Annotated in this window: 24 protein-coding genes; 13 read left to right on the plus strand and 11 right to left on the minus strand. The window is 64.4% G+C overall.

All coding sequences use genetic code 11. The features are described from left to right. The first annotated feature begins 87 nt into the window (after nt 1–87). Entirely contained in the window at nt 88–465 is a 378-nt protein-coding gene (locus CH274_RS22290) for an SHOCT domain-containing protein (RefSeq protein WP_032395289.1), read from the plus strand. Here the strand turns inward: CH274_RS22290 and CH274_RS22295 are convergent. Continuing rightward, nucleotides 434–1,345: a LysR family transcriptional regulator gene (locus CH274_RS22295; protein ID WP_094658959.1), complete on the minus strand. Its 912-nt coding sequence runs from the start codon at nt 1,343–1,345 to the stop codon at nt 434–436. The genes CH274_RS22290 and CH274_RS22295 overlap by 32 nt on opposite strands. Nucleotides 1,346–1,417: 72 nt before the next feature. On the opposite strand from CH274_RS22295, the gene CH274_RS22300 reads away from it, so the two are divergent. From CH274_RS22300 to CH274_RS22310, 3 genes are all read left to right on the plus strand, one after another. Further along, on the plus strand, nt 1,418–2,314 hold the full coding sequence (locus CH274_RS22300; RefSeq protein ID WP_094659146.1) for an EamA family transporter: 897 nt from the start codon (nt 1,418–1,420) through the stop codon (nt 2,312–2,314). Nucleotides 2,315–2,398: 84 nt separating this feature from the next. Next, entirely contained in the window at nt 2,399–3,661 is a 1,263-nt protein-coding gene (locus CH274_RS22305) for a Mur ligase family protein (RefSeq protein ID WP_094659147.1), read from the plus strand. Next, nucleotides 3,654–4,358: a type 1 glutamine amidotransferase gene (locus CH274_RS22310; RefSeq protein WP_094658960.1), complete on the plus strand. Its 705-nt coding sequence runs from the start codon at nt 3,654–3,656 to the stop codon at nt 4,356–4,358. The genes CH274_RS22305 and CH274_RS22310 overlap by 8 nt, the downstream gene beginning before the upstream one ends. A 20-nt stretch (nt 4,359–4,378) precedes the next feature. Here CH274_RS22310 and CH274_RS22315 read toward each other — a convergent pair whose 3' ends face one another. From CH274_RS22315 to CH274_RS22330, 4 genes are all read right to left on the minus strand, one after another. Beyond that, the gene (locus CH274_RS22315; protein WP_094658961.1) at nt 4,379–5,416 is read right to left on the minus strand and encodes a type IV toxin-antitoxin system AbiEi family antitoxin domain-containing protein; all 1,038 of its coding nucleotides are present in this window, start codon (nt 5,414–5,416) and stop codon (nt 4,379–4,381) included. Nucleotides 5,417–5,513: 97 nt separating this feature from the next. Further along, complete coding sequence (gene recR, locus CH274_RS22320; protein ID WP_045198346.1) at nt 5,514–6,122, minus strand: recombination mediator RecR; 609 nt, start codon at nt 6,120–6,122, stop codon at nt 5,514–5,516. A gap of 9 nt (nt 6,123–6,131) precedes the next feature. Further along, a complete protein-coding gene (locus CH274_RS22325) occupies nt 6,132–6,470 on the minus strand; it encodes a YbaB/EbfC family nucleoid-associated protein (protein WP_032395293.1) in 339 nt (112 codons plus the stop codon). A gap of 209 nt (nt 6,471–6,679) precedes the next feature. Then, a complete protein-coding gene (locus CH274_RS22330; protein ID WP_218829236.1) occupies nt 6,680–7,111 on the minus strand; it encodes a hypothetical protein in 432 nt (143 codons plus the stop codon). A gap of 63 nt (nt 7,112–7,174) precedes the next feature. Here CH274_RS22330 and CH274_RS22335 point away from each other — a divergent pair, with 63 nt between their 5' ends. Further along, a complete protein-coding gene (locus CH274_RS22335; protein ID WP_256993667.1) occupies nt 7,175–7,837 on the plus strand; it encodes a hypothetical protein in 663 nt (220 codons plus the stop codon). Here the strand turns inward: CH274_RS22335 and CH274_RS22340 are convergent. Next, nucleotides 7,834–8,268 carry an SRPBCC family protein gene (locus CH274_RS22340; RefSeq protein ID WP_032395571.1) on the minus strand — a complete coding sequence of 145 codons (435 nt, stop codon included), beginning with the start codon at nt 8,266–8,268 and terminating at the stop codon, nt 7,834–7,836. The genes CH274_RS22335 and CH274_RS22340 overlap by 4 nt on opposite strands. Before the next feature lie 256 nt (nt 8,269–8,524). Here CH274_RS22340 and CH274_RS22345 point away from each other — a divergent pair, with 256 nt between their 5' ends. Both CH274_RS22345 and CH274_RS22350 read left to right on the plus strand, forming a co-directional pair. Continuing rightward, nucleotides 8,525–9,970 carry an FAD-binding oxidoreductase gene (locus CH274_RS22345; protein WP_094658964.1) on the plus strand — a complete coding sequence of 482 codons (1,446 nt, stop codon included), beginning with the start codon at nt 8,525–8,527 and terminating at the stop codon, nt 9,968–9,970. Continuing rightward, nucleotides 9,967–11,283, plus strand: a complete 1,317-nt coding sequence (locus CH274_RS22350) for a class I SAM-dependent methyltransferase (protein WP_094632137.1) — start codon at nt 9,967–9,969, stop codon at nt 11,281–11,283. The genes CH274_RS22345 and CH274_RS22350 overlap by 4 nt, the downstream gene beginning before the upstream one ends. Nucleotides 11,284–11,335: 52 nt before the next feature. On the opposite strand, the gene CH274_RS22355 is transcribed toward CH274_RS22350, so the two are convergent. Next, nucleotides 11,336–12,118 (minus strand): alpha/beta fold hydrolase, encoded by a 783-nt coding sequence (locus CH274_RS22355; protein WP_094659148.1) that lies wholly within the window; start codon nt 12,116–12,118, stop codon nt 11,336–11,338. 29 nt (nt 12,119–12,147) lie between these two features. Then, on the minus strand, nt 12,148–13,080 hold the full coding sequence (locus CH274_RS22360) for an oxygenase MpaB family protein (protein ID WP_094658965.1): 933 nt from the start codon (nt 13,078–13,080) through the stop codon (nt 12,148–12,150). Nucleotides 13,081–13,103: 23 nt separating this feature from the next. Between CH274_RS22360 and CH274_RS22365 the strand changes: the two genes are divergently transcribed. Genes CH274_RS22365 through CH274_RS22375 form a run of 3 tightly spaced genes read left to right on the plus strand, consistent with a single transcriptional unit; the run spans nt 13,104 to nt 16,380 of the window. Beyond that, on the plus strand, nt 13,104–13,688 hold the full coding sequence (locus tag CH274_RS22365) for a TetR/AcrR family transcriptional regulator (protein WP_094658966.1): 585 nt from the start codon (nt 13,104–13,106) through the stop codon (nt 13,686–13,688). A 16-nt stretch (nt 13,689–13,704) separates the two neighbouring features. Next, on the plus strand, nt 13,705–13,965 hold the full coding sequence (locus tag CH274_RS22370; protein ID WP_032395297.1) for an acyl-CoA-binding protein: 261 nt from the start codon (nt 13,705–13,707) through the stop codon (nt 13,963–13,965). Between the two features lie 48 nt (nt 13,966–14,013). Further along, nucleotides 14,014–16,380: an FdhF/YdeP family oxidoreductase gene (locus CH274_RS22375; RefSeq protein WP_094658967.1), complete on the plus strand. Its 2,367-nt coding sequence runs from the start codon at nt 14,014–14,016 to the stop codon at nt 16,378–16,380. 9 nt (nt 16,381–16,389) lie between these two features. On the opposite strand, the gene CH274_RS22380 is transcribed toward CH274_RS22375, so the two are convergent. Further along, nucleotides 16,390–17,208 carry an oxygenase MpaB family protein gene (locus CH274_RS22380; protein ID WP_094658968.1) on the minus strand — a complete coding sequence of 273 codons (819 nt, stop codon included), beginning with the start codon at nt 17,206–17,208 and terminating at the stop codon, nt 16,390–16,392. Nucleotides 17,209–17,300: 92 nt separating this feature from the next. Here CH274_RS22380 and CH274_RS22385 point away from each other — a divergent pair, with 92 nt between their 5' ends. Next, nucleotides 17,301–17,909, plus strand: a complete 609-nt coding sequence (locus tag CH274_RS22385; protein WP_094632223.1) for a TetR/AcrR family transcriptional regulator — start codon at nt 17,301–17,303, stop codon at nt 17,907–17,909. On the opposite strand, the gene CH274_RS22390 is transcribed toward CH274_RS22385, so the two are convergent. Beyond that, nucleotides 17,898–18,536: a GntR family transcriptional regulator gene (locus CH274_RS22390; RefSeq protein ID WP_094658969.1), complete on the minus strand. Its 639-nt coding sequence runs from the start codon at nt 18,534–18,536 to the stop codon at nt 17,898–17,900. The genes CH274_RS22385 and CH274_RS22390 overlap by 12 nt on opposite strands. 6 nt (nt 18,537–18,542) lie before the next feature. Next, nucleotides 18,543–19,685 carry an acyl-CoA dehydrogenase family protein gene (locus CH274_RS22395; protein ID WP_094659149.1) on the minus strand — a complete coding sequence of 381 codons (1,143 nt, stop codon included), beginning with the start codon at nt 19,683–19,685 and terminating at the stop codon, nt 18,543–18,545. Between the two features lie 122 nt (nt 19,686–19,807). Here CH274_RS22395 and CH274_RS22400 point away from each other — a divergent pair, with 122 nt between their 5' ends. Further along, the gene (locus CH274_RS22400; RefSeq protein WP_094658970.1) at nt 19,808–21,304 is read left to right on the plus strand and encodes an aldehyde dehydrogenase family protein; all 1,497 of its coding nucleotides are present in this window, start codon (nt 19,808–19,810) and stop codon (nt 21,302–21,304) included. A 2-nt stretch (nt 21,305–21,306) separates the two neighbouring features. Beyond that, the gene (locus CH274_RS22405; RefSeq protein ID WP_094658971.1) at nt 21,307–22,203 is read left to right on the plus strand and encodes an oxygenase MpaB family protein; all 897 of its coding nucleotides are present in this window, start codon (nt 21,307–21,309) and stop codon (nt 22,201–22,203) included. The last annotated feature ends 1 nt before the right edge of the window (nt 22,204 follow it).

The raw sequence follows: 22,204 nt of genomic DNA on the forward strand, positions 1-22,204 counted from the left end.
CACCGCCGCGAAACGACAGCGCACTTCGAGGCCGCGTGAGAGAATAATTCTGCCGTCGGGGCACACAATGAAAATGGAAGTTTCGCCATGGACTCTTTCTGGGATTTTCTTTGGCTTCTCATCGTCGGATTCGCGTTCGTTGCGTACCTGATGGTGATGTTCTCGATCATCGGAGACCTCTTCCGTGACCACAAGACATCCGGGGTCGTCAAGGCCCTGTGGGTGTTCTTTCTGATCGTTGCGCCGTTCCTGACCGCGCTGGTCTATCTCATCGTGAACGGCAGCAACATGGCCAAGCGGCAAGTTGCTGCCCTGCAGCACGCCAAGGACCAGCAGGAGGAGTACATCAAGGAAGTGGCCGGGAGGTCGGCGTCGGAAGAGATTGCCCACGCAAAGGTGTTGCTGGACAACGGAACCATCGATCAAGACGAGTTCAGGACGCTGAAGGCCAAAGCCCTGTCCTGAACGTCGCTTCGGCCCTGAACGCGTCGAGCACAGCCGCGATCGCCGGCAGCCGATGGGCGTCGGGTCGCGTCGCGAGCTCGTAGATGCGACCCGCCCGCACACCGGACAGTTCTCGGCGTACCAGTCCCGGATGGACGACGGCATAGCGCGGCATCAACGCGACGCCGTGCCCGGCCGCCACCAACGTCTCGGTGACGCGGAAGTCGTTCACTCGCTGCATCACTCGCGGTTCGACACCGGTGGCGGCGGCCACCGAGAGCAGTACGTCGTCGACCGGGAATCCGCCGCGAACACTGATCCATCGTTCATCGACCAGATCCCGAAGGTCTATCGATTCATGTTGCGCCAGAACATGACCGGGTGGCAACACCAGATCGATGGGCTCACGCATCAGGGTCGTGACCTCGATGCGCGGGCCCGCGGTCGTCGGCGCTCGGTCGTCGCGGTGCGTGAGCACCACGTCGTAATCCGCCAACAGTTCCGGCACCGAGGACGCGGGCAGGTCCTCGTCTCGGGCGTCGATGTCGACGTCCGAGTTCGCCAACCGCGTCAGCAACCCGGGCAGCAGCAGCGCGGCACCGGACGGGAACAGCGCAACTCGGACCCGTCCCCGCGGGTACGCCCGGTATCGATCCATCTCGGCCGCGGCGCGGGCGAGGGCGGCGAACACATCATCGGTCCTGAGCACCAACGCGCGCCCGGCGTCGGTGAGCCGAAGTCGACGCCCGTCGGGTTCGAGGAGCGTCACCCCCGCCTCCTTGACCAGCAGCTTGAGCTGCTGGGACACCGCCGACGGCGTCATGGACAGCGCCTGGGCGACGGCAGCGACGGTCCCCCGGTCTGCGAGTTCTCGAAGGATCCGGAGCCGCTCCACATTCATGTAGTGAATCTTAACTATTACTATGGATATATTCGATTGTGCTGATCATTTGCCGCAGTCACGATGGACGGCATGAGCACCCGCGACCGCCTCCTCGGACTGACCGTCGTCGTACTGTGGGGACTGAACTTTCTCGCCATTCGCGTCGGACTCGATCACTTCCCGCCGTTCTTCTTCGCCGCGCTGCGGTTCCTGGTCATCGCCGTCCCCGTTGTACTGTTCGTTCCCCGCCCCAAGGTGCCTCTGAAGTGGTTGCTGCTCTACGGGTTCGGGTTCGGGTTTCTCCAGTTCGCCTTCCTGTTCGCGGCGATGGCGGCCGGTATGCCCACCGGATTGGCGTCGCTCGTGCTGCAGTCGTCCGCGCCGTTCACGGTCGTTCTCGGCGCAATCCTGCTTCGCGAACACGTCACCCGCAGGCAAGCGATCGGTATCGGAATCGCCGTGCTCGGCATGGTGCTGATCGGGTGGGATCGCGCTCAGAACGCCACCTTGCTCCCGGTGATCCTCACCCTGCTCGCCGGACTCGGTTGGGCATTCGGCAACCTGGGGAATCGACTCGCGAAGTCCGAATCGCCGATGACGCTGATGCTGTGGATGACCGTCGTGCCGCCGGTGCCGATGCTGGCGCTGTCGGCGATGGTCGAGGGTCCGAGCACCGGCTGGCAGGCGTTGGCGGCTTCGTTCGGCCCGCAGGGTTGGCCCGGCCTGGTTGCGTTGGCCTACATCGTGATCCCTGCCACGATCGTCGGCAGCGGCCTGTGGAGCATTCTGATGAGCCGCAACCCTGCTGGACTGGTCGCGCCGTTCTCGCTGCTCGTTCCCGTCGTCGGCATCGCCGGTGCCTGGATCTTCCTGGGCGAGAACCCATCGGTGCTCGCGCTGATCGGTGGCGTGGTCGTCATCGGGGGATGTCTCTGGGGTATGGCCGTCCGGCGGCATGTCGAGGTGCTGGAGAAAGTACCGGTGTGAGGGGCAGGACTGGAGCCCGCGGAACGACCCGGGGGAGCCACCGCCGACGTGAAACTGCACGCTCTTCTGTGCCAGACTCGGCGGATGGTTGAAGTGGGTGAGCGCAGACGTATCAGCGCGCGTGGCCGCGTGGCACTGCGTGCGGCGGAGCTGGCGACCTGGGCGTCCCGCAAGGCAGGCCGGGGCAAGGGATCGATGATCGGCGGATTGATCGCACTCAAGATCGACCCGGACATCCTCGGCGGACTGGGCCGAGGTCGACGCACCGTCATCGTCACCGGAACCAACGGCAAGTCCACCACCACCCGAATGACGGCTGCGGCGCTGGCCACCCTCGGTGACGTCGCCACCCAAGCCGACGGCGCGAACATGGACGCCGGCATCGTCGCCGCACTGCACGCCAATTTCGATGCCGAGCTGGCCGCTCTCGAGGTCGACGAACTGCATGTCCCCCATGTGTCCGACGCCGTCGATCCCGCTGCCATCGTGTTGCTCAACCTCAGTCGCGATCAGCTCGACCGCGTGGGCGAGATCAACATGATCGAACGCAAACTGCGCGCAGGCCTGGCCCGGCACCCCGAGACCGTCGTCATCGCCAACTGCGACGACGTCCTCGTCGCCTCCGCCGCCTTCGACGCACCGAACGTCGTCTGGGTCGCGGCCGGTGGTGGATGGGCAGGCGACTCGGTCAGCTGCCCGCGCACCGGCGAACCCATCGTGTGGGACGGCGAGCATTGGTACAGCACCGGTAGTGACTTCAAGCGTCCGACGCCGGATTGGTGGCTCGACGACGAGAATCTCTACGGACCCGATGGACTCGTCCTATCGATGACGCTGTCTCTGCCCGGAAAAGCCAACCGCGGCAACGCAGCCCAGGCCGTCGCCGCCGCAGTGACCCTGGGCGCGAGCGCGGAAGATGCCGTCGCGGCCGCGTCGAGCGTCGACGAGGTGGCCGGGCGCTACTCCACCGTCCAGTACGGATCGCATTCCGTCCGAATGCTTCTCGCGAAGAACCCCGCCGGCTGGCAGGAAGCACTGTCGATGATCGATCCCACCTGCGACGGTCTCGTCATCGCCGTCAACGGTCAGGTACCCGACGGCGAAGACCTGTCGTGGCTGTGGGACGTCCGCTTCGAGCACTTCGAGAACGTCGCCGTCGTGGCCGCCGGTGAGCGCGCGACCGACCTCGGGGTGCGTCTGCTGTACGCCGGCTCGCAGCACACCACCATCGCAGATCCGTTGCGGGCCATCGCGTCCTGCCCACCGGGACGCGTCGAAGTGCTGGCCAACTACACCGCGTTCCGCGATCTCGGGCGAGCGCTGGCACGTGAGGTGAAAGATGTCTGAGTCCACCGTTCGCATCGGCCTCGTCCTGCCCGACGTGATGGGCACCTACGGCGACAACGGCAACGCACTCATTCTGCGACAGCGACTGCGGATGCGAGACATCGACGCCGAGGTCGTACAGATCACGTTGAACGACCCCGTTCCCGATTCACTCGACGTGTACACCCTTGGCGGAGCCGAGGATTCGGCCCAACGCCTCGCGACCCGTCACCTCACCCGTTACCCGGGACTGCAGAACGCGGCTGCCCGCGGGGTGCCGGTGCTCGCCATCTGTGCCGCGATCCAGGTCCTCGGTCACTGGTACGAAACCTCCGCCGGTGAACGCGTGGAGGGTATCTCCCTGTTCGACGTGACCACAGCACCGCAGGCAACTCGGTCCATCGGTGAGGTCGTCACAGAACCTGCACTCGACGGCCTCACTCAGAAGCTCACCGGCTTCGAGAACCATCGCGGCGGAACGACTCTCGGCCTGGATGCATCCCCCTTGGCCAAGGTCACCCACGGTGTGGGCAACGGTGTCGGCGACGGACGCGAAGGCGTCGTGCAAGGGTCCGTGATCGGCACCTACATGCACGGACCGGTACTGGCCCGAAACCCGGAGTTGGCGGACTATCTGCTGGAGTGCGCATTGGGTACGACTCTCGCTCCACTCGAGCTGCCCGAGGTGGCTCGCTTGCGCGAGGAGCGGCTCCGGTAGTGCCTGCGGCAGTGGTGCGGTCAAGTGCCTTGGGCGGCACTCAACCGCACCACAGCGCAGCACTTCTCGCACGGGTACGACGCATCCGTCCAGCCCTCCCGCACCAAAACGTCACGGACCTCGCGGTATACCCCACACGGGTCGGTGGACACCTCCTGCCACCCATAGACCAGCCGAGGGCGATCACTGAGCTCGGCAGCGTTGTCTCGCAGCCGGTCTCGAAATCTGACATTCCTTGCGGAGTGGAATTGCTGACCGTCGAGGCGAACGATAAGACCACCTTCCGAATATTCGACATCCTCGAACAGCACCCGATCACCAACGTGATGGGGTGCTTGACGGGCCCCGGAAGGCAGCCCGTGTGCCTGCTCGACATCGGTTGCGTACCGAAACTCCAGAACGGACTGGACGCCACCCGCCAGAAGTGTCAGGGCGTCGAGCAGGATCTTCTTGTACCGCCTTGGCCGCCGCAGTTCGATTTTTCGACGCATCGCCGAGACCGAGACTCGCCCGTTCGTCATTGCCGAGACGAAAGCAGCTGCCCCCTCGTGCGCCGTCGGAGCGGACACAGCCAAGTCCAAGACTGTGTCTTCTTTGCTCGTCCGACGCGGATCGGTGTCGACACCGATGTGTTCGATGGCCAACGAACGATGCACCACAACACCTGGATGGATACATGCGTTGCTCAGCGATGTCGGCCGTCTCAGCACGTGACGCATCGTCGGCGGTTGACTGATGGCAGAGCACGCGCGCGGCACAGTCAGATGGATTGGCCCGGCGGACTCTCGCAGCATCCCCCACTGGTGCGCGGCGGTGTTGTGACTCAGTATCGCGCGGCCGCCTCCATAGAGCAGTGCGGCCTGCAACTCCATCTCCCGGTTGAGTGGACCATTCGTCACACAGATGACGTTCCGAAACACTCGCAGCCATTGGCCGGTCTCGACGCGGTGGCGGATGGCCTTCGGAGTGAATCCGCATGCGCGGAGCTGAACAGTGGTCACTATGCCGTGTTGAGCGTCGAGCAGCGAGCGGAACAGCCGGGTCTCATCGTTGTCCATGGCGGGATGATGCACCAGCGGTACGACAGGTGCGCTGCGCGCAGTGGTGCGAGTAGGTGCCGCCCAGGGCACTTAACCGCACCACTGCCGCAGGCACTCACATCCGTCGACGGCCGGTCAGCGCGCGGCCCAGCGTCAGTTCATCGGCAAATTCGAGGTCTCCGCCCATGGGCAGGCCGGAGGCGAGGCGGGTAATGGCCAGGCCGGGGAAATCACGCATCATGCGCACCAGGTACGTGGCCGTTGCTTCGCCCTCGGTGTTGGGGTCGGTGGCGATGATGACCTCGGTGACGTCGACACCGTCGTCCTGAGTTCCCACGCGAGTCAACAACTCTCGGATACGCAGCTGATCCGGTCCCACTCCGTTCAGTGGATCGAGCGCCCCACCGAGCACGTGGTAGCGGCCCTTGAACTCTCGCGTACGTTCCACGGCCTGAACATCTTTGGGCTCTTCGACGACGCAGATCATGGATCGGTCACGCCGCGAGTCCGAGCAGATTCGGCACAGCTCCTTGTCCGAGACCGTGCCGCACACGACGCAGAACTGCACACCGTCACGAATGCGTTGCAGCGCGCGCATCAACCGGTCCACCTCGGGAGGTTCGACGCCGAGGAGGTGAAAGGCTATGCGCTGAGCGCTTTTCGGACCGACCCCGGGGAACTTGCCGAGTTCGTCGATCAGATCCTGAACCGGACCTTCGTACACTCTTCTCGCCTAGAAGCCGGGTAGTCCGAGTGAGCCGCCGCCGAGGCCACCGGCGAGAGGGCCGAGCTTCTCGCTCGCTACGTTCTGAGCCGCCTTCGACGCATCGGCGATCGCACCGATCACCAGATCCTGCAGAGTCTCGACGTCGTCGGGATCGACGACCTTCGGATCGATGGTCAGGCCGACCACCTCACCGGTTCCCTTGACTGTGGCAACGACGAGTCCGCCGCCCGCCTGGCCGGTCACTTCGGTTTCCGCGATCTCGGCCTGCGCCGCCATCAACTGCTGCTGCATCTGCTGGGCCTGCTGCAGAATCGATGCCATGTCGGGCTGTTCACCGGGTTGCACTGTGCCGTCCTCTCGCGTGGGTCGAAGCGAACTCAAGCGTAGCCGCACCGTGGATCGCTGTGATTCACTGCGCGTCGAATCGACATACCGACCTTAGTGTCTACAATTTCGCGGCAGACACGGGATCGCGCCTGCGGTGACGAATAGTGGACACTCAGCGCAGTGCCTTCGGGCGATGCCGCACGACGGTTCGCCCTCGGTAACGAGAATCAGCGTTGCTCCGCGCGATGGTCGTATCCGGCGGGGAGGAGTTCGCCGGCGAGAACGCTGACGAGGCCGTCGGGCGAATCGATGATCACGCGCATCCGGGGATAGAGGTCGGCAAAGATCTGACGATCCTTGCCGCACGGGCTCTTCACTCCGCGCCTGTGGTTACCGACCGCCACGATGTGAGTCGGCTCGGTCGCACCGGCGGCCCGAGCCGCTGCAAGCGCGATGGTCTCTGCGCACGGGCCACCGGTGAAGTGATAGAGATTCACCCCGGCGAAGGTTCGGCCGTCCGCCACTCTCACCGCCGCACCCATCGTGTGGATGCCGTCCTCATCAGGTCCCGCATCCGTCGATGAATCGATTGTCTGCCTGGCCAGTTCGACCAGCGTCCGATCACCGTCAGTCGCGGGTAGTGCGGACGAGAAGGACACGATGCGATTCTAGAGCCCCGCGCCTGAACATCCGTCAGTACTGAGCGCCCGTAGTCTCGTGGAATGGATCAGTCGGCGGCCCCCGAAGGACGCCAGTCCCCTCGCAAGCGTCGGGTGACGCCCGAGACCATGGCCGAGGCGGGCATTGCGCTGACGCTGCCCAAGGTGACGGTGAAGTCGGTGGCCGAGAGTCTGGGCGTCTCGATCGTCGCGATCTACAACAACATCGACGATCTCTGCGCCCTCAAGGCCCTCGTGGCGGAGGAGATTCTGCGCCGCTGGTCCCCGCCAGTCCCCGCCGACGACGAATCGATGCACGACGCGTTGCTGACACTCGCCTCCGCGATGCGCGAGTTGGTTCACTCCAACCCCGGGATCGCGGAGTATCTGATCGGCCTGACTCCCAGCTCGATCGATGCTCTTCGTATGGCCGACGCCGTCCAGACGCGCTACCGACTGCGCTACGACCTCACTCCGAAGCAGGCGACCTGGGCCGTCATCACCGTCGTCGAGCACGCTCTGGCCTTGGCGGAGATGGTCTACAACGATGTCCGCCGCGATCGTGAGTACGACGACGCGATCGCGGCGCGCACCGACCTCGACACCCTGCCCGGGGCCTACGACACGGTCGACCGTGGGCCCGACGGGATGTTCCTGTGGTCGATGCGCACCGTCGTGGTCGGGACTCTGGCGCTCATCCAGGCTCCCGACTTCGAGCGGGTCTAGATCAACTCGCGACGCAGGTTCTCCAGCGTCGCGGCCTGGATCTTCTTCAGTCCGAGAGGTGCGAAGGTCTTCTCGAAGAATCCGCCGATTCCGCCTGCACCCTTCCATTCGGTCGTCGTGGTGACCGTGGTGCCTGCGCCTTCCGGGGCGACCGACCAGGTGGTGACCATGGAGGAATTGGCGTCGCGTTCGGTGATGGTCGACCCGGCGACGGTGACTGTCGCGGCGACGTTGCGCACTCGCTTCTCGGTGGCCTGCAAGGTCCACGTGGCCACGGTTCCGTCTCCTTGCCCGCCCTGGACCACCTCGTAGTCGCGGTACTGCTCGGGCAGGATGCGTGGGCGCACCGTCTCGTAGTCGGCGAGCGCGGCGAGCACCCGATCCGGTGTGGCAGCGATGGTGGCGGAACTGGATGCACTGACCTGAGCCACGAAGACGTACTCCTTCTCTAGCGGACGGGATGTGTATCCATCCTGCCTCTCTCCGGGACCACGTTCGACATCGCGCCGACTCATGTGTGATGCGCTTCACAGAACAATTCTGGAGGCGCAAACCACATGCATGACGCAACCATTTGTCCGATTTACTCCGATTCCTCACCCGGATTCGGCAACAGTTGCGTGAAGTTTCACCGGTCGGACGCCGATGCCGGTGGATACCGTGCGGTACGAGATATAGCGTCTGAATGTGGCTTCAGTGAATGCTCTCCTCGGACGACGGCCAGAACCGAGGGAGAGCGGTTACGCAGCGCACCGGTCGGGTGTCGAGCAGCTGCTTCGCAGCTACCGCGCAATTCCGACCGATGCGACGGTGCGTCTGGCGAAGAAGACGTCCAACCTGTTCCGGGCCAGGACGACCACCACCACCCCGGGGCTCGACGTATCGGGCCTGAGCAAGGTCATCTCCGTCGATCCCGACTCGCGCACAGCCGATGTCGCCGGCATGTGCACGTACGAGGACCTGGTCGACGCGACGCTTCCCTACGGTCTCGCGCCCCTCGTCGTCCCGCAGCTCAAGACGATCACCCTCGGTGGAGCCGTCACCGGCCTGGGCATCGAATCGACGTCGTTTCGCAGCGGTCTCCCGCACGAGTCGGTACTCGAGATCGACGTCCTCACCGGCAGCGGCGACATCGTCACCGCAACGCCCGAGGGCGAACATTCCGACCTCTACTGGGGCTTCCCCAACTCGTACGGCACCCTCGGCTACTCGACCCGGCTGAGGATTCAGCTCGAGCCCGTGCTGCCGTATGTCGCGTTGCGCCACCTACGATTCCATGATCTCGACACCCTGCAGTCCACGATGGACGCCATCGTCACCAGCCGCGAGTACGACGGCATCGAGGTTCAGTACCTCGACGGTGTGGTGTTCAGCGCCGACGAAAGCTACCTCACCCTCGGCGTTCAGACCGACGAACCGGGACCGGTCAGCGACTACACCGGTGCCGACATCTTCTATCGCTCGATCCAGCACGCGTCGGACACACCGAAGACCGACCGCCTCACCGTTCACGACTACCTGTGGCGCTGGGACACCGATTGGTTCTGGTGCTCCCGGGCCTTCGGAACACAGAACCCGAGAATTCGACGCTTCTGGCCACGCAAGTACCGGCGCAGTAGTTTCTACTGGAAGCTCATCGGCTTCGATCGCAAGTACGACATTGCCGATCGACTCGAGAAGCGCAAGGGAAATCCGCCACGCGAACGCGTCGTGCAGGACGTCGAGGTTCCGATCGAACACACCGCCGGCTTCGTGGCGTGGTTCCTCGACAACATCCCGATCGAGCCGTTGTGGTTGTGCCCGTTGCGTCTTCGCGAGCCTGCCGCGCCAGGTGCGAATCCGGCCCGGCCGTGGCCGCTGTATCCACTCGAACCGAAACGCACCTACGTCAACATCGGCTTCTGGTCGTCGGTCCCGATCGTTGCAGGCGAACCCGAGGGTGCCGCGAACCGCGCCATCGAGAAGAAGGTGACCGAGTTCGACGGGCATAAATCGCTGTACTCGGATGCTTACTACACCCAGGATGAATTCGCTGTGCTGTACGGCGGCGAGAGATACACACAGCTCAAGAAGAAATACGATCCCGAATCCCGATTGTTGGATTTGTACTCGAAGGCGGTGCAACGCAGATGACGACGTTCAAGGACTCCGGCAATCGCACGGTGAGCGGTGCCCAGAAGCTCAAGATCTCCGAGATTCTGGAACTGATCTCCGACGGCAACATCCCACTGCGTTTCACCGCATACGACGGCAGCACCGCAGGACCCGAGGACGCGAGAATCGGCCTCAACCTCAAGAGCCCTCGCGGAACCACTTATCTCGCAACCGCTCCCGGCGATCTCGGCATGGCGCGCGCGTACGTCTCGGGTGATCTGGAAGCAACGGGCGTTCATCCGGGCGATCCCTACGAGTTGCTGGCACTGATGGGAGACGAACTGCACTTCCGTCGCCCGTCGGCGATGACACTGACGTCGATCGCCCGTTCGCTCGGCTGGGATGTGTTGCGGCCCATCGCTCCCCCGCCTCAGGAGGCGATTCCGCGGTGGCGTCGCATCGCGGAAGGTCTGCGCCACTCCAAGACTCGCGATGCAGAGGCGATCCACCACCACTACGACGTGTCCAATGCCTTCTACGAGATGGTGCTCGGCCCCTCGATGACCTACACCTGTGCGGCGTTCGAGAGCGCAGATCACTCGTTGGAAGCAGCGCAGGAGAACAAGTACCGTCTGGTGTTCGACAAGCTCGGACTGAAGCCGGGTGATCGTCTGCTCGACATCGGCTGCGGTTGGGGCTCGATGGTGCGCTACGCCGCGCGCAGGGGCGTCAAGGTCATCGGCGTGACGCTCTCTCAGGAGCAGGCGTCGTGGGCACAGAAGGCCATCGCCGACGAGGGTCTCTCCGACCTCGCCGAGGTGCGCTTCTCCGACTATCGCGACGTGCCCGAAACAAATTTCGATGCCGTCTCGTCCATCGGACTGACCGAGCACATCGGCGTGCACAACTACCCGTCGTACTTCGCGTTCATCCAGTCCAAGCTGCGGGACGGAGGCCGACTGCTCAATCACTCGATCACCCGGCCGGACAATCGCGCGCATGCCAAGGCAGGCAGTTTCATCGACCGCTACGTCTTCCCCGACGGCGAGCTCACCGGCTCGGGCCGCATCATCACCGAGATCCAGGACGTCGGACTCGAGGTGCGGCACGAGGAGAACCTGCGCGAGCACTACGCGCTGACCCTCGCCGGATGGTGCCGGAACCTCGTCGAGAACTGGGATGCGTGTGTCGCCGAGGCCGGTGAGGGAACAGCCCGCGTCTGGGGCCTGTACATGGCCGGCTCCCGGTTGGGATTCGAGCGCAATGTGGTTCAGCTGCACCAGGTTCTGGCGGTCAAACTCGGGCCGAAGGGTCAGGCGAACGTTCCCCTGCGGCCGTGGTGGAACGGCTGAGCCTTGTGAGTGGAACTTCGTAGCAGGCTACGAAGTTCCACTCACGTGGGAGCTAGCGACCGGTCGCCCGCAGGATGACCCGCGCTGTCTCGGTCGGCTGATCCCAGTGCGGGAAGTGTCCGCATTTCTCGAACCAGTGCAGCGTGGCGTCGGGGAATCGCTCCAGCGCCACCTTCGCCTGGCTGGGCAGCGTCACCTTGTCCTGGCGACCCCAGCCGATGAGCAGCGACCCCTGCAACGTCCCCTTCGGCGCACCGATCTGCTTGGGCCCGTTGATCAAGGCTTTCCGGGCGGCGTCCAGCGAGGGTGATGTCTTGGTGGAGAAGCCTTTGAGCTCCCGCTCGACCAATCCACTCGGCAGCTTCCACGGCGCAGCCGAGAACTGAGCCAGCGCAGCCGTTCTGGTCACCGGGTTGCCGGCCAGGAACGGCACCAGTGGCTGCACGTTCTTCATCAGGGCCAGCGACGCGGTGATCGTGGCTCCGAAGATCTTGACCTGGCGGTCGTTCCAGAACCCACCGGGATCGAGAGCCACCATCGACCCTCGGTGACCACGGCGGCCGAGCTCGACGACCATGCGCGCGCCCATCGAACTACCGACGAGGTCTGCGTCGGACAGCCCCTCGTCGTCGAGGTATTCACGCAACGCATCGGTGAGCGTCTCGATCGACACCTCCGACAGAGGCGGAGTCTGCCCGAATCCGGGCAGATCGAGGGCAATGACCTCTCGATGCGCGGCCAGGGCGGGGACGATGGGGTCCCAGTTGCGGTGCGAGGAACCGAGACCGTGCACGAGGATCAGCGGCTTACCGGATCCGGTTCTGGAGTTGTACATGAACTGCCATGTACCCACGGCCGGTGGTTCTACACATTCGGGCTGTAGTGCGAGGGGTCCGAACGACGTTCCACCGGCGGCAGATTCCGCGCCGGCGTGTGCACCAGCGGTGCCGTTCTCCCGATCCGACCCGTGACGCGGTCCCATCCGGCGCGGCCGCGCGGGTGCAGTCGTCGTCGCGGCGGCACCAACCCGAACACGAGGTTCACCGCCTTACCGAACAGCGCGAAACGACTCTCGTCCCGAGCGGACCAGCTGTAGCCGAGCAGCTCACGCACCGGCCGGTCGTAGAGTCCGACGGTGATCCAGACGAACAGCCTCGCCACCGGTCGCCTGAGCGCCGCCCACACTCGTTCGGGCAGCCAGGATGCGTAGGGCGGTGGTCCCAGCTTCGACAGGTCGAGCACACCTCGGGCAGCCATGTTGTCTTCCAGGACGTTTCGGCACATGTGATCCCAATACTTCTGGAACTCGGGCCAGGTTGCGGGTACCGGCCGCATGCTCATGCCGTAGAGCCGGTACCACTGCACATGCTCGTCGAACAGAGTGACCTTCTGCTCCTCGGTCAGGCCGCCCATGAAGTGGTCTGCAGTCAGCACGGTGCCCATGAAGAAGGTGGCGTGTGCCCAGTAGAAGGTGTCGGGATCGAGCGCGTGGTACTTGCGGCCCTTGGCGTCGATTCCCTTGATGTTCGTGTGATATCCGCGGACCTGCAGTGCGGTCTCCTCGGCCCGATCGCCGTCGAACACGACCCCGCCGATGGGATACAACGATCGATACAGGCGCTGCCAGCGCTCGTCGAAGAACGTCGAGTGCTGCTCCACCCCGGCTCCGAGCCCTGGATGCATGTTCTGCATCGACCCTGCCCAGATGCCCTGCAGCATGCCCCGCCAGTCGCCGAAGTACTTCCAGGTGAGTGAGTCGGGACCGAGCGGAACGGGTCGATCGGACTGACTACGCATGTTGTCACACTAGAGTTGACAACATGCGTAGTCAACAGTTGGAGGAACGCAGATCCAGGCGGTACGACGCACTGCTCGCCGCAGGGGTCGAGCTCCTCGGCGCGCCCGACGGACCGGCAGTGAACGTGCGAGCCGTCTGCCGTACCGCCGGGCTGACCGAGCGGTACTTCTACGAGAGCTTCTCCGATCGCGACGCGTTCGTCCGGGCCGTGTACGCCTGGGTGGGATCGAGAGCCCAGAAGACGTTGATCGACGCCGTCGCGACGGCAACCACCCCCGAGGACACCATCGCCGCGCCCGTGCGCGCATTCGTCGAACTGATCATCGACGAACCACGAACGGGACGGGTTCTGCTCATCGCACCGTTGGCCGAGCCTGCGCTCAGCCGACGCGGACTCGACCTGCTGCCGGGCTTCGTCGAACTGGTGCACGCCCAACTGCCCGACTCCGCCGACCGACAGCTGATCGCCGTCGGAACCGTCGGGGCGCTGACTGCCCTGTTCATCGGCTGTCTCGACGGCACGCTCGCCGTCACCGGCGAAGCCCTCGTGGCGCACTGCATTCGGCTTGTTTCCGATGCTGCCGTGCAAGGATGGCACCACCTCTAGCAGAAGGAGTTCTTCCATGTCCGATCTCGACCAGTCGTTCGCCGACGCGCAGGTGGACGTCAAGAAGCTCACGTCCAAGCCGAGCAACGACGACCTCCTGCGCCTGTACTCGCTCTACAAGCAGGGTTCGATCGGTGACGTCTCGGGTAAGCGGCCGGGACGACTGGACATGGTGAACCGTGCGAAGTTCGATGCCTGGGCGAAGCTCGAAGGCACGAGCCAGGATTCGGCGAAGCAGCAGTACGTGGATCTGGTGACCGAACTCCTCGCCGGCTGAGCCGAAGGCTATGGTCGAGTGCGGGGGTAACGCAACGAAGGGACCCGCATGAGACGCACCGACAGCGACGTCGACGAGGCCGAGCTCGATATCGAGAAGCCGAAGACCCATGCCGCAGGTGCCACCGCTGTCGCGGTGTCGATGAAGCGAGCACTCGGGCACATGGGGCCCAAGCGCACCGCGCAGACGCTCCTCAAGCTGAACCAGGCCGAGGGTTTCGACTGCATGAGCTGCGCGTGGCCGGACCCGGATCCGGGCCATCGGCACGCAGCGGAGTTCTGCGAGAACGGAGCCAAGGCCGTTGCCGAGGAGGCGACGACGACCCGGGCAACCCCGGAGTTCTTCGCGCAGCACAGCATTGCCGAGCTCGACGGTCACACCGAGCACTGGCTCGGCCAGCAGGGCCGGATCACGCATCCGATGATCAAGCGGCCCGGTGGCACGCACTACGAACCGATCGAGTGGGACGACGCGTTCCGCCTGATCGGCGACGAGCTGAAGTCACTTGCCAGCCCGGACGAAGCCATCTTCTACACCTCAGGCCGCGCCTCCAACGAGTCCGCGTTCACCTACCAACTGTTCGCCAGGGCATTCGGCACCAACAACATGCCCGACTGCTCCAACATGTGTCACGAGTCGACGTCCATCGCGCTGCAGGAGTCCATCGGTATCGGCAAGGCCAGCGTCACGCTCGACGACGTCCACAACGCCGAGCTGATCATCCTGGCGGGCCAGAACCCCGGCACCAATCACCCGCGTATGCTCTCGGCCCTCGAGCTGGCGAAGCAGAACGGCGCAAAGATTCTGTCCATCAACCCACTTCGCGAAGCGGGTCTGCTCAACTTCAAGAATCCACAGACTCCGCGCGGCATGGTGGGACCGGGAACGGACCTGTCGGATCTGCATCTTCCGATCAAGCTCAACGGCGACCTCGCACTCTTCCAGGCCATCGGCTCGCTGCTGGTGAAGTGGGACGCGCTCGATCACGAGTTCCTCGACACCTACACCGTCGGTTTCGACGCGTGGAAGGCGCACGTCGCCGAGGTCGACTGGGATCTCGTCACCGAGGTGACCGGATTGTCGGTAGCGCAGATCACCGAGGCCGCCGAGATGCTGCGCGACTCCAAGGCCACCGTCTTCTGCTGGGCGATGGGCCTGACGCAGCACCGCAACGCCGTCGCCACCATCAAGGAAGTCACCAATCTCGCGTTCGCGCAAGGCAACATCGGAAAGGCAGGTGCGGGTCTGCTGCCGGTTCGTGGCCACTCGAACGTGCAGGGCGACCGCACGATGGGCATCTGGGAACGCCCTCCGGTGAAGTTTCTCGACGCGATGGCCGCGGAGTTCGACTTCGAGCCGCCGCGCGAGCACGGCTTGGACACCGTCGATTCCATCCGGGCCATGCGCGACGGCAAGGCGCACTTCTTCCTCGGACTCGGCGGAAACTTCGTCCAGGCAACTCCGGACAGTGACGTCACCTTCGAGGCGCTGCGCAAGATGCGGATGACGGTGCAGATCTCCACCAAGATCAACCGTTCGCACCTGGTCTGCGGCGAGACCGCACTGATTCTGCCGACCCTGGGCCGCACCGAGAAGGACGTGCAAGCCAGTGGCGAGCAGTGGATCTCGGTCGAGGACTCCACCTGCTCGGTGCACTCCTCACGCGGACCGCTGAAGCCCGCGAGCGAATTCCTTCGTTCCGAGGTCGCCATCGTCAGCGGTATCGCCGAGGCGACCCTCGGTGACCGATACGGTCTCGACTGGAAGGGTTTCCGCGACGACTACCGCAACATCCGCAAGCACATCTCCCGCGTCGTCGCCGGTTGCGAGGGCTACGAGGTCAATGTTCGACGCCCCGGTGGCTTCGTTCTTCCGCACCCCCCGCGCGACAGTCGGACGTTCGAAACCAAGAGCGGCCGAGGTGAATTCGCGGTCTCACCGATCGACGTGCTGCAGGTTCCGCCGCGCCATCTGATCCTGCAGACGCTGCGCAGCCACGATCAGTTCAACACCACCATCTACGGCCTCAGCGATCGGTACCGCGGTATCGAGAACGGCCGCCGCGTCATCTTCGTGCATCGCGAGGACATCTCGTCTCTCGGCTATCGCGACGGTGACATGGTCGATCTAATCACCAAGTGGGACGACGACGACGTGGAACGATGCGCGCCGTCGTTCCGCATCGTCGAGTACGACACCCCGCGTGGGTCGGCTGCTGCGTACTACCCCGAGACCAATCCGCTGATTCCGTTGGATTCGACTGCGCTGCAGAGTAATTGCCCCACCTCGAAGTCTGTGATCATCTCGATGGTTCCGGCGGGGACGGGCGTGCAAGGCACGGTGAACGGTCACCAGGACGACGAGGGATCGGACGAGGGGCACAAGTCGCACCCGCAGCCGCACCACCTCAGCTGAGGCCTCGAGCTAGACCAGCGCCCGGCCCGAGCGCATCCGTCGCCGGACATCGTGCAGTAGAAGGTTGAACGGGAGTGCACGAACGGCGGGCGGCAACATCCGGTTGAGCAGGGACGCGCTGCGCAGAACAAGCGCAAACCGTCCCTGCTTGACCGGATCCCACGGCAGTTCCATCTCGTCTCGGAAACGCTGGGGCAAGAATCCAGTGGTCACGAAACGGAAGAACGGCCCGATCAACGGGTGCAGCACTGCGGGTCGGGCGAACGTTGCCGAGGCAATGCCGTGCAGGTAGCGCCGGATCGTCGGGTCGATGTGAATGTCGTCCAGTGCTGCTTCCCAGTACTTCTCGAACGCCGATCGATCGGTGGGCCACATCTCGGGCGGCATCTGCAGTGTCGATCCGAGTACGTGACACGACCGGTACATCTCGTCCGCGTCGTCCGGATCGAGCGGCCCGTACAAGGCGACATACACATCCTCGAACCCTCGGTAGAGGCACGCCGCGACCCACAGCTGCAGGTTCGGGTCGAAGGCGTTGTACTTCACCGGGCTGTCCGCCGTCGAGCGCACAGCGGCATGAGATCTGTTGGTCGCCTTCCGGTACGCGGCCTTGGTCCGATCGTCTCCCATACCCGCAACCGCCAGGTAGGACAACGTCGTTCGGGTGCGCTTGATCGGGTGCCGGTTGATCTGCCCGGATTCCACGCGGCTTTCGAAAACCCCGTATCCGACGGCGGGATGCCCGAGTTGCATGATGACGTTCGCCGAACCGGCGAGCAGGCCGACGCCGGTCATGGACTTGCGTAGAAGGTCGTTGTCGACAGTCATGACGCAGTCGAGCCCTCCCCTGTCGGCAATCTGAGTACGTGCGTGTTCAGATCAAGCTAGGCGCGGGTGCCGAGCGGTGTCAAGATGTGTTCATGCCCGATTCACCCCGTACCTACGGCGGCGTGGACGGTTCGGCCCGAGTCGCCGACCGTCGACGCATCCTCATCGAGACCGGACTCGATCTGCTCGGAACTGCCAAGCCCGACTTGACGGTTCGAGGGGTGTGCCGCCGGGCCGGCGTCGCGAGCCGCTACTTCTACGAGAGTTTCGCGGACCGGAGTGCGCTCATGGAGGCCGTGTACGACCACGTCGTCGAGGAGGTCGCAGCCATCGCGCTCGACGCGGTCGCCGCAGCACCGAGGGACGCCCGAGAACGGGTACACGCCGGAATTCGTGCGATCGTGCGCGCAGTCGCGGACGACCCCCGCCGTGGGTTCCTCCTGTTCTCCGTCACTGCGGTCGGCGACATCGTGGTGGCGAAACGGGCCGAGTCGACGAAGATGTTCGCCCGTCTGCTCGCCACTCAGGCCACCGAGTTCTACGGCACGACCGGAGACCACGATCTCGATCTGACAACCTATTTCGTCGTCGGCGGATTCGCTCAGGTGCTCACTGCGTGGCTCGGCGGCGAACTCGAGATGGACGAGGAGGCCGTGGTCGTCCGCTGCGCCGAGCTGTTACTGGCCGCATCACCCCGTTAGCCGGGTCACCAGCTCGGCTCCGGAGAGGAAGTGCCGGCACGTCAGGTCACCGACCAGCTCGACGTCGCGCCGCTGGAATGCCTCGATCAACTCTTCGTGATGGCGGACCGCGTACTCACCCCATTGCCTGTTCGACGCGTACAGCCGCGAGGGTGTGTATCTCACGGCACCGAGGAGAAACCAGGCCAGCTTGGTCCCTCCGGCGAATCTGTTGATGTACCTGTGGAATTCGAACTCGCAGGACTCCACCGATTCGAAGTCGGATCGGGCCACGGCGTCACGCAATCGATCGTTCACGGCGCGAAGCGCCTCGATCTGTTCGTTCGTGATGTGCTGCGCGGCACGGCGGGCCAACGCTGCCGCGATCGTGCCCTGCAACCAGAAGATGTCCTCGATGTCGCGTTCGGTCAACTCGTTGACCCGGTAGCCCCGACGCGGCACCAGTTCCACCAGACCTTCACCGCGCAACGCCACCAACGCTTCTCGCACGGGAGTGGCACTGACCCCGAGCTCGCCCGCCGTATCGTCGATGCGCACGAAGGTGCCCGGTGTCAGTACACCCGTGACGATCTGCTGGCGAATACTTGCGGCGACGTCCTCCGAGAGCTGCGGGCGGCGATGCAGCACGACTGCCTAGAGTCCGTACGTCTTGCCGATGATGTCACGCTGAATCTCGTTGGTACCGCCGTAGATCGAGGACACGAGAGTCGTCCGCACATGCTTTTCCATGTCGAATTCGGTGGCGTAACCGTAGCCGCCCATCATCTGCATGCCCTCGAGGGCCACCTTCTTCGCGGTCTCGGTGAGCTTGAGCTTGGCCATCGAGGCTTCTCGCGGGAACAGCTTCGTCGGGTTCTCGTCGACCAACCGAGCGACGTGGTAGACCAGCAGCCGTCCGCATTCGATCTCGGTCGCCAGATCGGCGATGCGATGTCGCAGTGCCTGGAACGTCCCGACGGGCCTGCCGAATTGCTGTCGCTGGGTGACGAAGTCGAGTGTGTCGTCGAACGCTCGTTGCGCAGTGCCGAGCATCATCGCCGCGAGAATGAGACGCTCGATGTTCAGGCCGGTCATCAGCTGCGACCATCCTTGACCTTCCACTCCGACCACCGCGTCCTCGGGCAGTGCACAGTCGGTGAAGTAGAGGTCGTTGACTTCCTTGCCGCCCATCGTGTCGATGCCGACGATGTTCAGGCCCTCGACATCGGCCGGGACGTCGAACATCGTCAGACCCTCGTGCTTGCCACCTTCTCTGCCCGTACGTGCGACGAGCAGGATCCGATCGGCGAAATGCGCATTCGAGCACCAGGTCTTCTGGCCGTTGATCAGCCAGCCCGAGTCGGTCTTCTCGGCGCGGCAGGTCAGATTTCCCACATCCGAGCCGGCTTCGGGCTCGGACATGGAGATCGAGTAGCTTCGGCCGGCGACGATGCCACCGAGAACTGTGTCCTTCTGCGCCGGCGTGCCGAACTTCTCGTAGGCCGCACCGGTGATCAAGGTGGGACCGATGCCGCCGATGGGAGCCATGGCCTTCGCGGACTCTTCGAGCAGAATGCACAGATCGACGGTGCTGCCGCCCGCTCCGCCGTGCTCCTCGGAGATGATCGCGCCCAACCAGCCCAGCTCGGCCATCTTGTCGTAGAGCGCCTGGTTGTGACTGTGCGCGCCGTGCTCGGTGAGCGCGTCCCGCTGCGCCCTGGTGCCGGCCTCCTTCGCGCAGAACGACGCAACCGCCTGCGCGAAGGCGGTCTGTTCCCGAGTGAGATCGATGCTCATGAATTGCTCCTGCACGTCGAGGCAGCGGGGGTTGTCGCAACCGGACACGACGCATAGTGTGTCCTGGACAACATTGAATCACATCAAATATATGTGATGCGATCCGCTGGAGGATAGAGCCCATGACGGACCAGATCGAACGAACGACCGAGAGCAGCTTCGAAAGCCTCGATCCCCGAACGGGTGTCGCACTCGCCACGTATCCGATCGCGGGCCCCGCAGAGGTCGACATCGCCGTCGCTCGAGCCCGGTCGGCCGCACGCTGGTGGGACGTACAGGGCTTCGTCGGACGCAAACGATGGCTGCTGGAATTCAAGTCCGCCATCGCCAGGGACGCCCCGAGCCTCGCCGCCGTCATCGCCGCCGAAACCGGCAAGCCCGACGAGGACTCGCTGCTCGAGGTCATGCTCGGCGTCGAACACCTGGACTGGGCGGCCCGCAACGCCGAGAAGATTCTGCGGCAGCGCAAGGTCGGATCGGGCCTGCTCGCGGTGAACCAGAAGGCCTACGTCGGATACCGACCGTTCGGCGTCGTCGGAGTCATCGGCCCCTGGAACTACCCGCTCTACACACCGATGGGTTCCATCGCGTACGCCCTCGCCGCAGGCAACACCGTCGTATTCAAACCGAGCGAACTGACGCCGGGCGTCGGCACCTGGTTGGCCGAGAAGTGGGAGTCACTGGCCGCTCCGCACCCGGTGTTCCAGACCATCACCGGCGACGGATCCACCGGTACCGCCCTCGTCGAATCCGGCGTGGACAAGATCGCGTTCACCGGCTCCACCGCCACCGCCAAGAAGGTCATGGCAACCTGCGCGAAGTCGCTGACCCCGCTCGTCGCCGAGTGCGGCGGCAAGGACGCGATGCTCGTCGACGCAGACGCGGACATCGCTGCCGCAGTGGAATTCGCGACGTTCGGGGCGATGGGCAACGCCGGGCAGACCTGCGCAGGCGTCGAACGCATCTACGTCGCGGCTCCGGTGTACGACCGGTTCGTCGGTGAATTCACCGCCGCGGTGAAAGCGCTGAAGCCCGGCGGAACAAAGACCTCGTCCTACGGCCCGATGACACTCGGCAAACAGAGCGACATCGTGCGCGGCCAGATCGAGGACGCTCTGGCCAAGGGCGGCAAGGCCGTCGTCGGCGGCCTCGAGTCGCTGCACGGGCCGTACATCGACCCGGTGGTTCTCACCGACGTACCCGAGGATTCGACGGCGATCACCGAGGAGACCTTCGGTCCGACCGTGGTGGTCAACAAGGTTCGCGATCTCGACGAGGCCATCGAGCGGGCCAACGCGTCCAAGTACGGACTCGGCGCATCGGTGTTCACCCAGGACGGAGCAGCGGGCAGACGCGCCGCCGAGAAGCTCGATTGTGGTGTCGTGACGGTCAATTCGGTCCTCGGATTCGCCGGTGTTCCAGCGCTGCCGTTCGGCGGCACGGGCGACTCGGGATTCGGCCGCATCCATGGGGCCGACGGCCTGCGCGAGTTCAGCACCGTCAAATCGTTGACCGTGCAGAGTTTCGCAGCTCCGATCAATCTGCTGACGATGAAGCGCAAAGCGCGAAACATGAAGCTCTCCGTGCTGGCACTGAAGCTTCGGCACGGACGAGGCTGATCATGGACATCACGCCGAAGAGGGGGCGCTTCGGCTGGCTTCGACGCATCGAGGAACTCGACCCGGTGCGGGATTGTCACACCATCCACCGCATCACGGCCGGCTACGAGTTCCCGTGGGACTATCAGCGTTCACTCGAGTTCGCGCTGTTCCGTACCTACTGCGTTCCGACCATCTCGGCACTGTTGGCCGAGACCGGCGAATTCGAGAACCGCCCCCAGAAGCGCTACGACGACACTTCGCTACTGATGGCCGAACTGCTCGAGCACGGATACGACTCCGAGCGGGGGCGTGAATCGCTTCGGACGGTCAACCGAATGCACGGTCGGTACGACATCTCAAACGACGACATGCTCTACGTGTTGACGACGTTCGTCTACGAGCCGATCGAATGGATCGACACCTACGGATGGCGTCGCCTGCACCCCAAGGAACGACTCGCGACGTTCCACTTCTACCGCGAAGTGGGAAAGCGAATGGGGATCAAGAACATTCCCGAGTCGTACACCGAGTTCGCGCAGTTCAAGCTCGACTACGAGGAGCGGACGTTCCGCTTCACCGAGGACAATCGTCGGATCGGCACGTACACCCTGGATCTGTACTGCTCCTGGTACCCCGCTGCACTGACCCCCGCAGTGAAGCAGGGAGTGTTCGCACTGTTGGACGACCGGATGGCCGGTGCCTTCGGGTTCCCTGCAGGCTCACCGACGGTCGAGCGGGTGGCCGTGCGGGCTCTGCGCGCCAGGGCCCGCGTCGAGCGGTTCCTACCCAAGCGAACGCGATCTCGGGCCACCGCCGACGCGTCGAACAGGACCTACCCCGGCTATCCCGTCGGCTACCGCCCCCGAGATCTGGGCACCGAAGCATGCCCGTACTCCGCTGTGCCGACTCCGGCCTGAA

Source organism: Rhodococcus sp. 06-418-5 (assembly GCF_002258285.1).
Classification (GTDB): domain Bacteria; phylum Actinomycetota; class Actinomycetes; order Mycobacteriales; family Mycobacteriaceae; genus Rhodococcoides.

Excerpts from the sequence above, each read along its gene's own strand:
- CH274_RS22290 (WP_032395289.1), top strand. The coding sequence starts at position 88 with ATGGACTCTTTCTGGGATTTTCTTTGGCTTCTCATCGTCGGATTCGCG.
- CH274_RS22295 (WP_094658959.1), bottom strand. The coding sequence starts at position 1,345 with ATGAATGTGGAGCGGCTCCGGATCCTTCGAGAACTCGCAGACCGGGGG.
- CH274_RS22300 (WP_094659146.1), top strand. The coding sequence starts at position 1,418 with ATGAGCACCCGCGACCGCCTCCTCGGACTGACCGTCGTCGTACTGTGG.
- CH274_RS22305 (WP_094659147.1), top strand. The coding sequence starts at position 2,399 with ATGGTTGAAGTGGGTGAGCGCAGACGTATCAGCGCGCGTGGCCGCGTG.
- CH274_RS22310 (WP_094658960.1), top strand. The coding sequence starts at position 3,654 with ATGTCTGAGTCCACCGTTCGCATCGGCCTCGTCCTGCCCGACGTGATG.
- CH274_RS22315 (WP_094658961.1), bottom strand. The coding sequence starts at position 5,416 with ATGGACAACGATGAGACCCGGCTGTTCCGCTCGCTGCTCGACGCTCAA.
- CH274_RS22335 (WP_256993667.1), top strand. The coding sequence starts at position 7,175 with ATGGATCAGTCGGCGGCCCCCGAAGGACGCCAGTCCCCTCGCAAGCGT.
- CH274_RS22350 (WP_094632137.1), top strand. The coding sequence starts at position 9,967 with ATGACGACGTTCAAGGACTCCGGCAATCGCACGGTGAGCGGTGCCCAG.
- CH274_RS22355 (WP_094659148.1), bottom strand. The coding sequence starts at position 12,118 with ATGTACAACTCCAGAACCGGATCCGGTAAGCCGCTGATCCTCGTGCAC.
- CH274_RS22360 (WP_094658965.1), bottom strand. The coding sequence starts at position 13,080 with ATGCGTAGTCAGTCCGATCGACCCGTTCCGCTCGGTCCCGACTCACTC.
- CH274_RS22365 (WP_094658966.1), top strand. The coding sequence starts at position 13,104 with ATGCGTAGTCAACAGTTGGAGGAACGCAGATCCAGGCGGTACGACGCA.
- CH274_RS22370 (WP_032395297.1), top strand. The coding sequence starts at position 13,705 with ATGTCCGATCTCGACCAGTCGTTCGCCGACGCGCAGGTGGACGTCAAG.
- CH274_RS22375 (WP_094658967.1), top strand. The coding sequence starts at position 14,014 with ATGAGACGCACCGACAGCGACGTCGACGAGGCCGAGCTCGATATCGAG.
- CH274_RS22380 (WP_094658968.1), bottom strand. The coding sequence starts at position 17,208 with ATGACTGTCGACAACGACCTTCTACGCAAGTCCATGACCGGCGTCGGC.
- CH274_RS22385 (WP_094632223.1), top strand. The coding sequence starts at position 17,301 with ATGCCCGATTCACCCCGTACCTACGGCGGCGTGGACGGTTCGGCCCGA.
- CH274_RS22395 (WP_094659149.1), bottom strand. The coding sequence starts at position 19,685 with ATGAGCATCGATCTCACTCGGGAACAGACCGCCTTCGCGCAGGCGGTT.
- CH274_RS22400 (WP_094658970.1), top strand. The coding sequence starts at position 19,808 with ATGACGGACCAGATCGAACGAACGACCGAGAGCAGCTTCGAAAGCCTC.
- CH274_RS22405 (WP_094658971.1), top strand. The coding sequence starts at position 21,307 with ATGGACATCACGCCGAAGAGGGGGCGCTTCGGCTGGCTTCGACGCATC.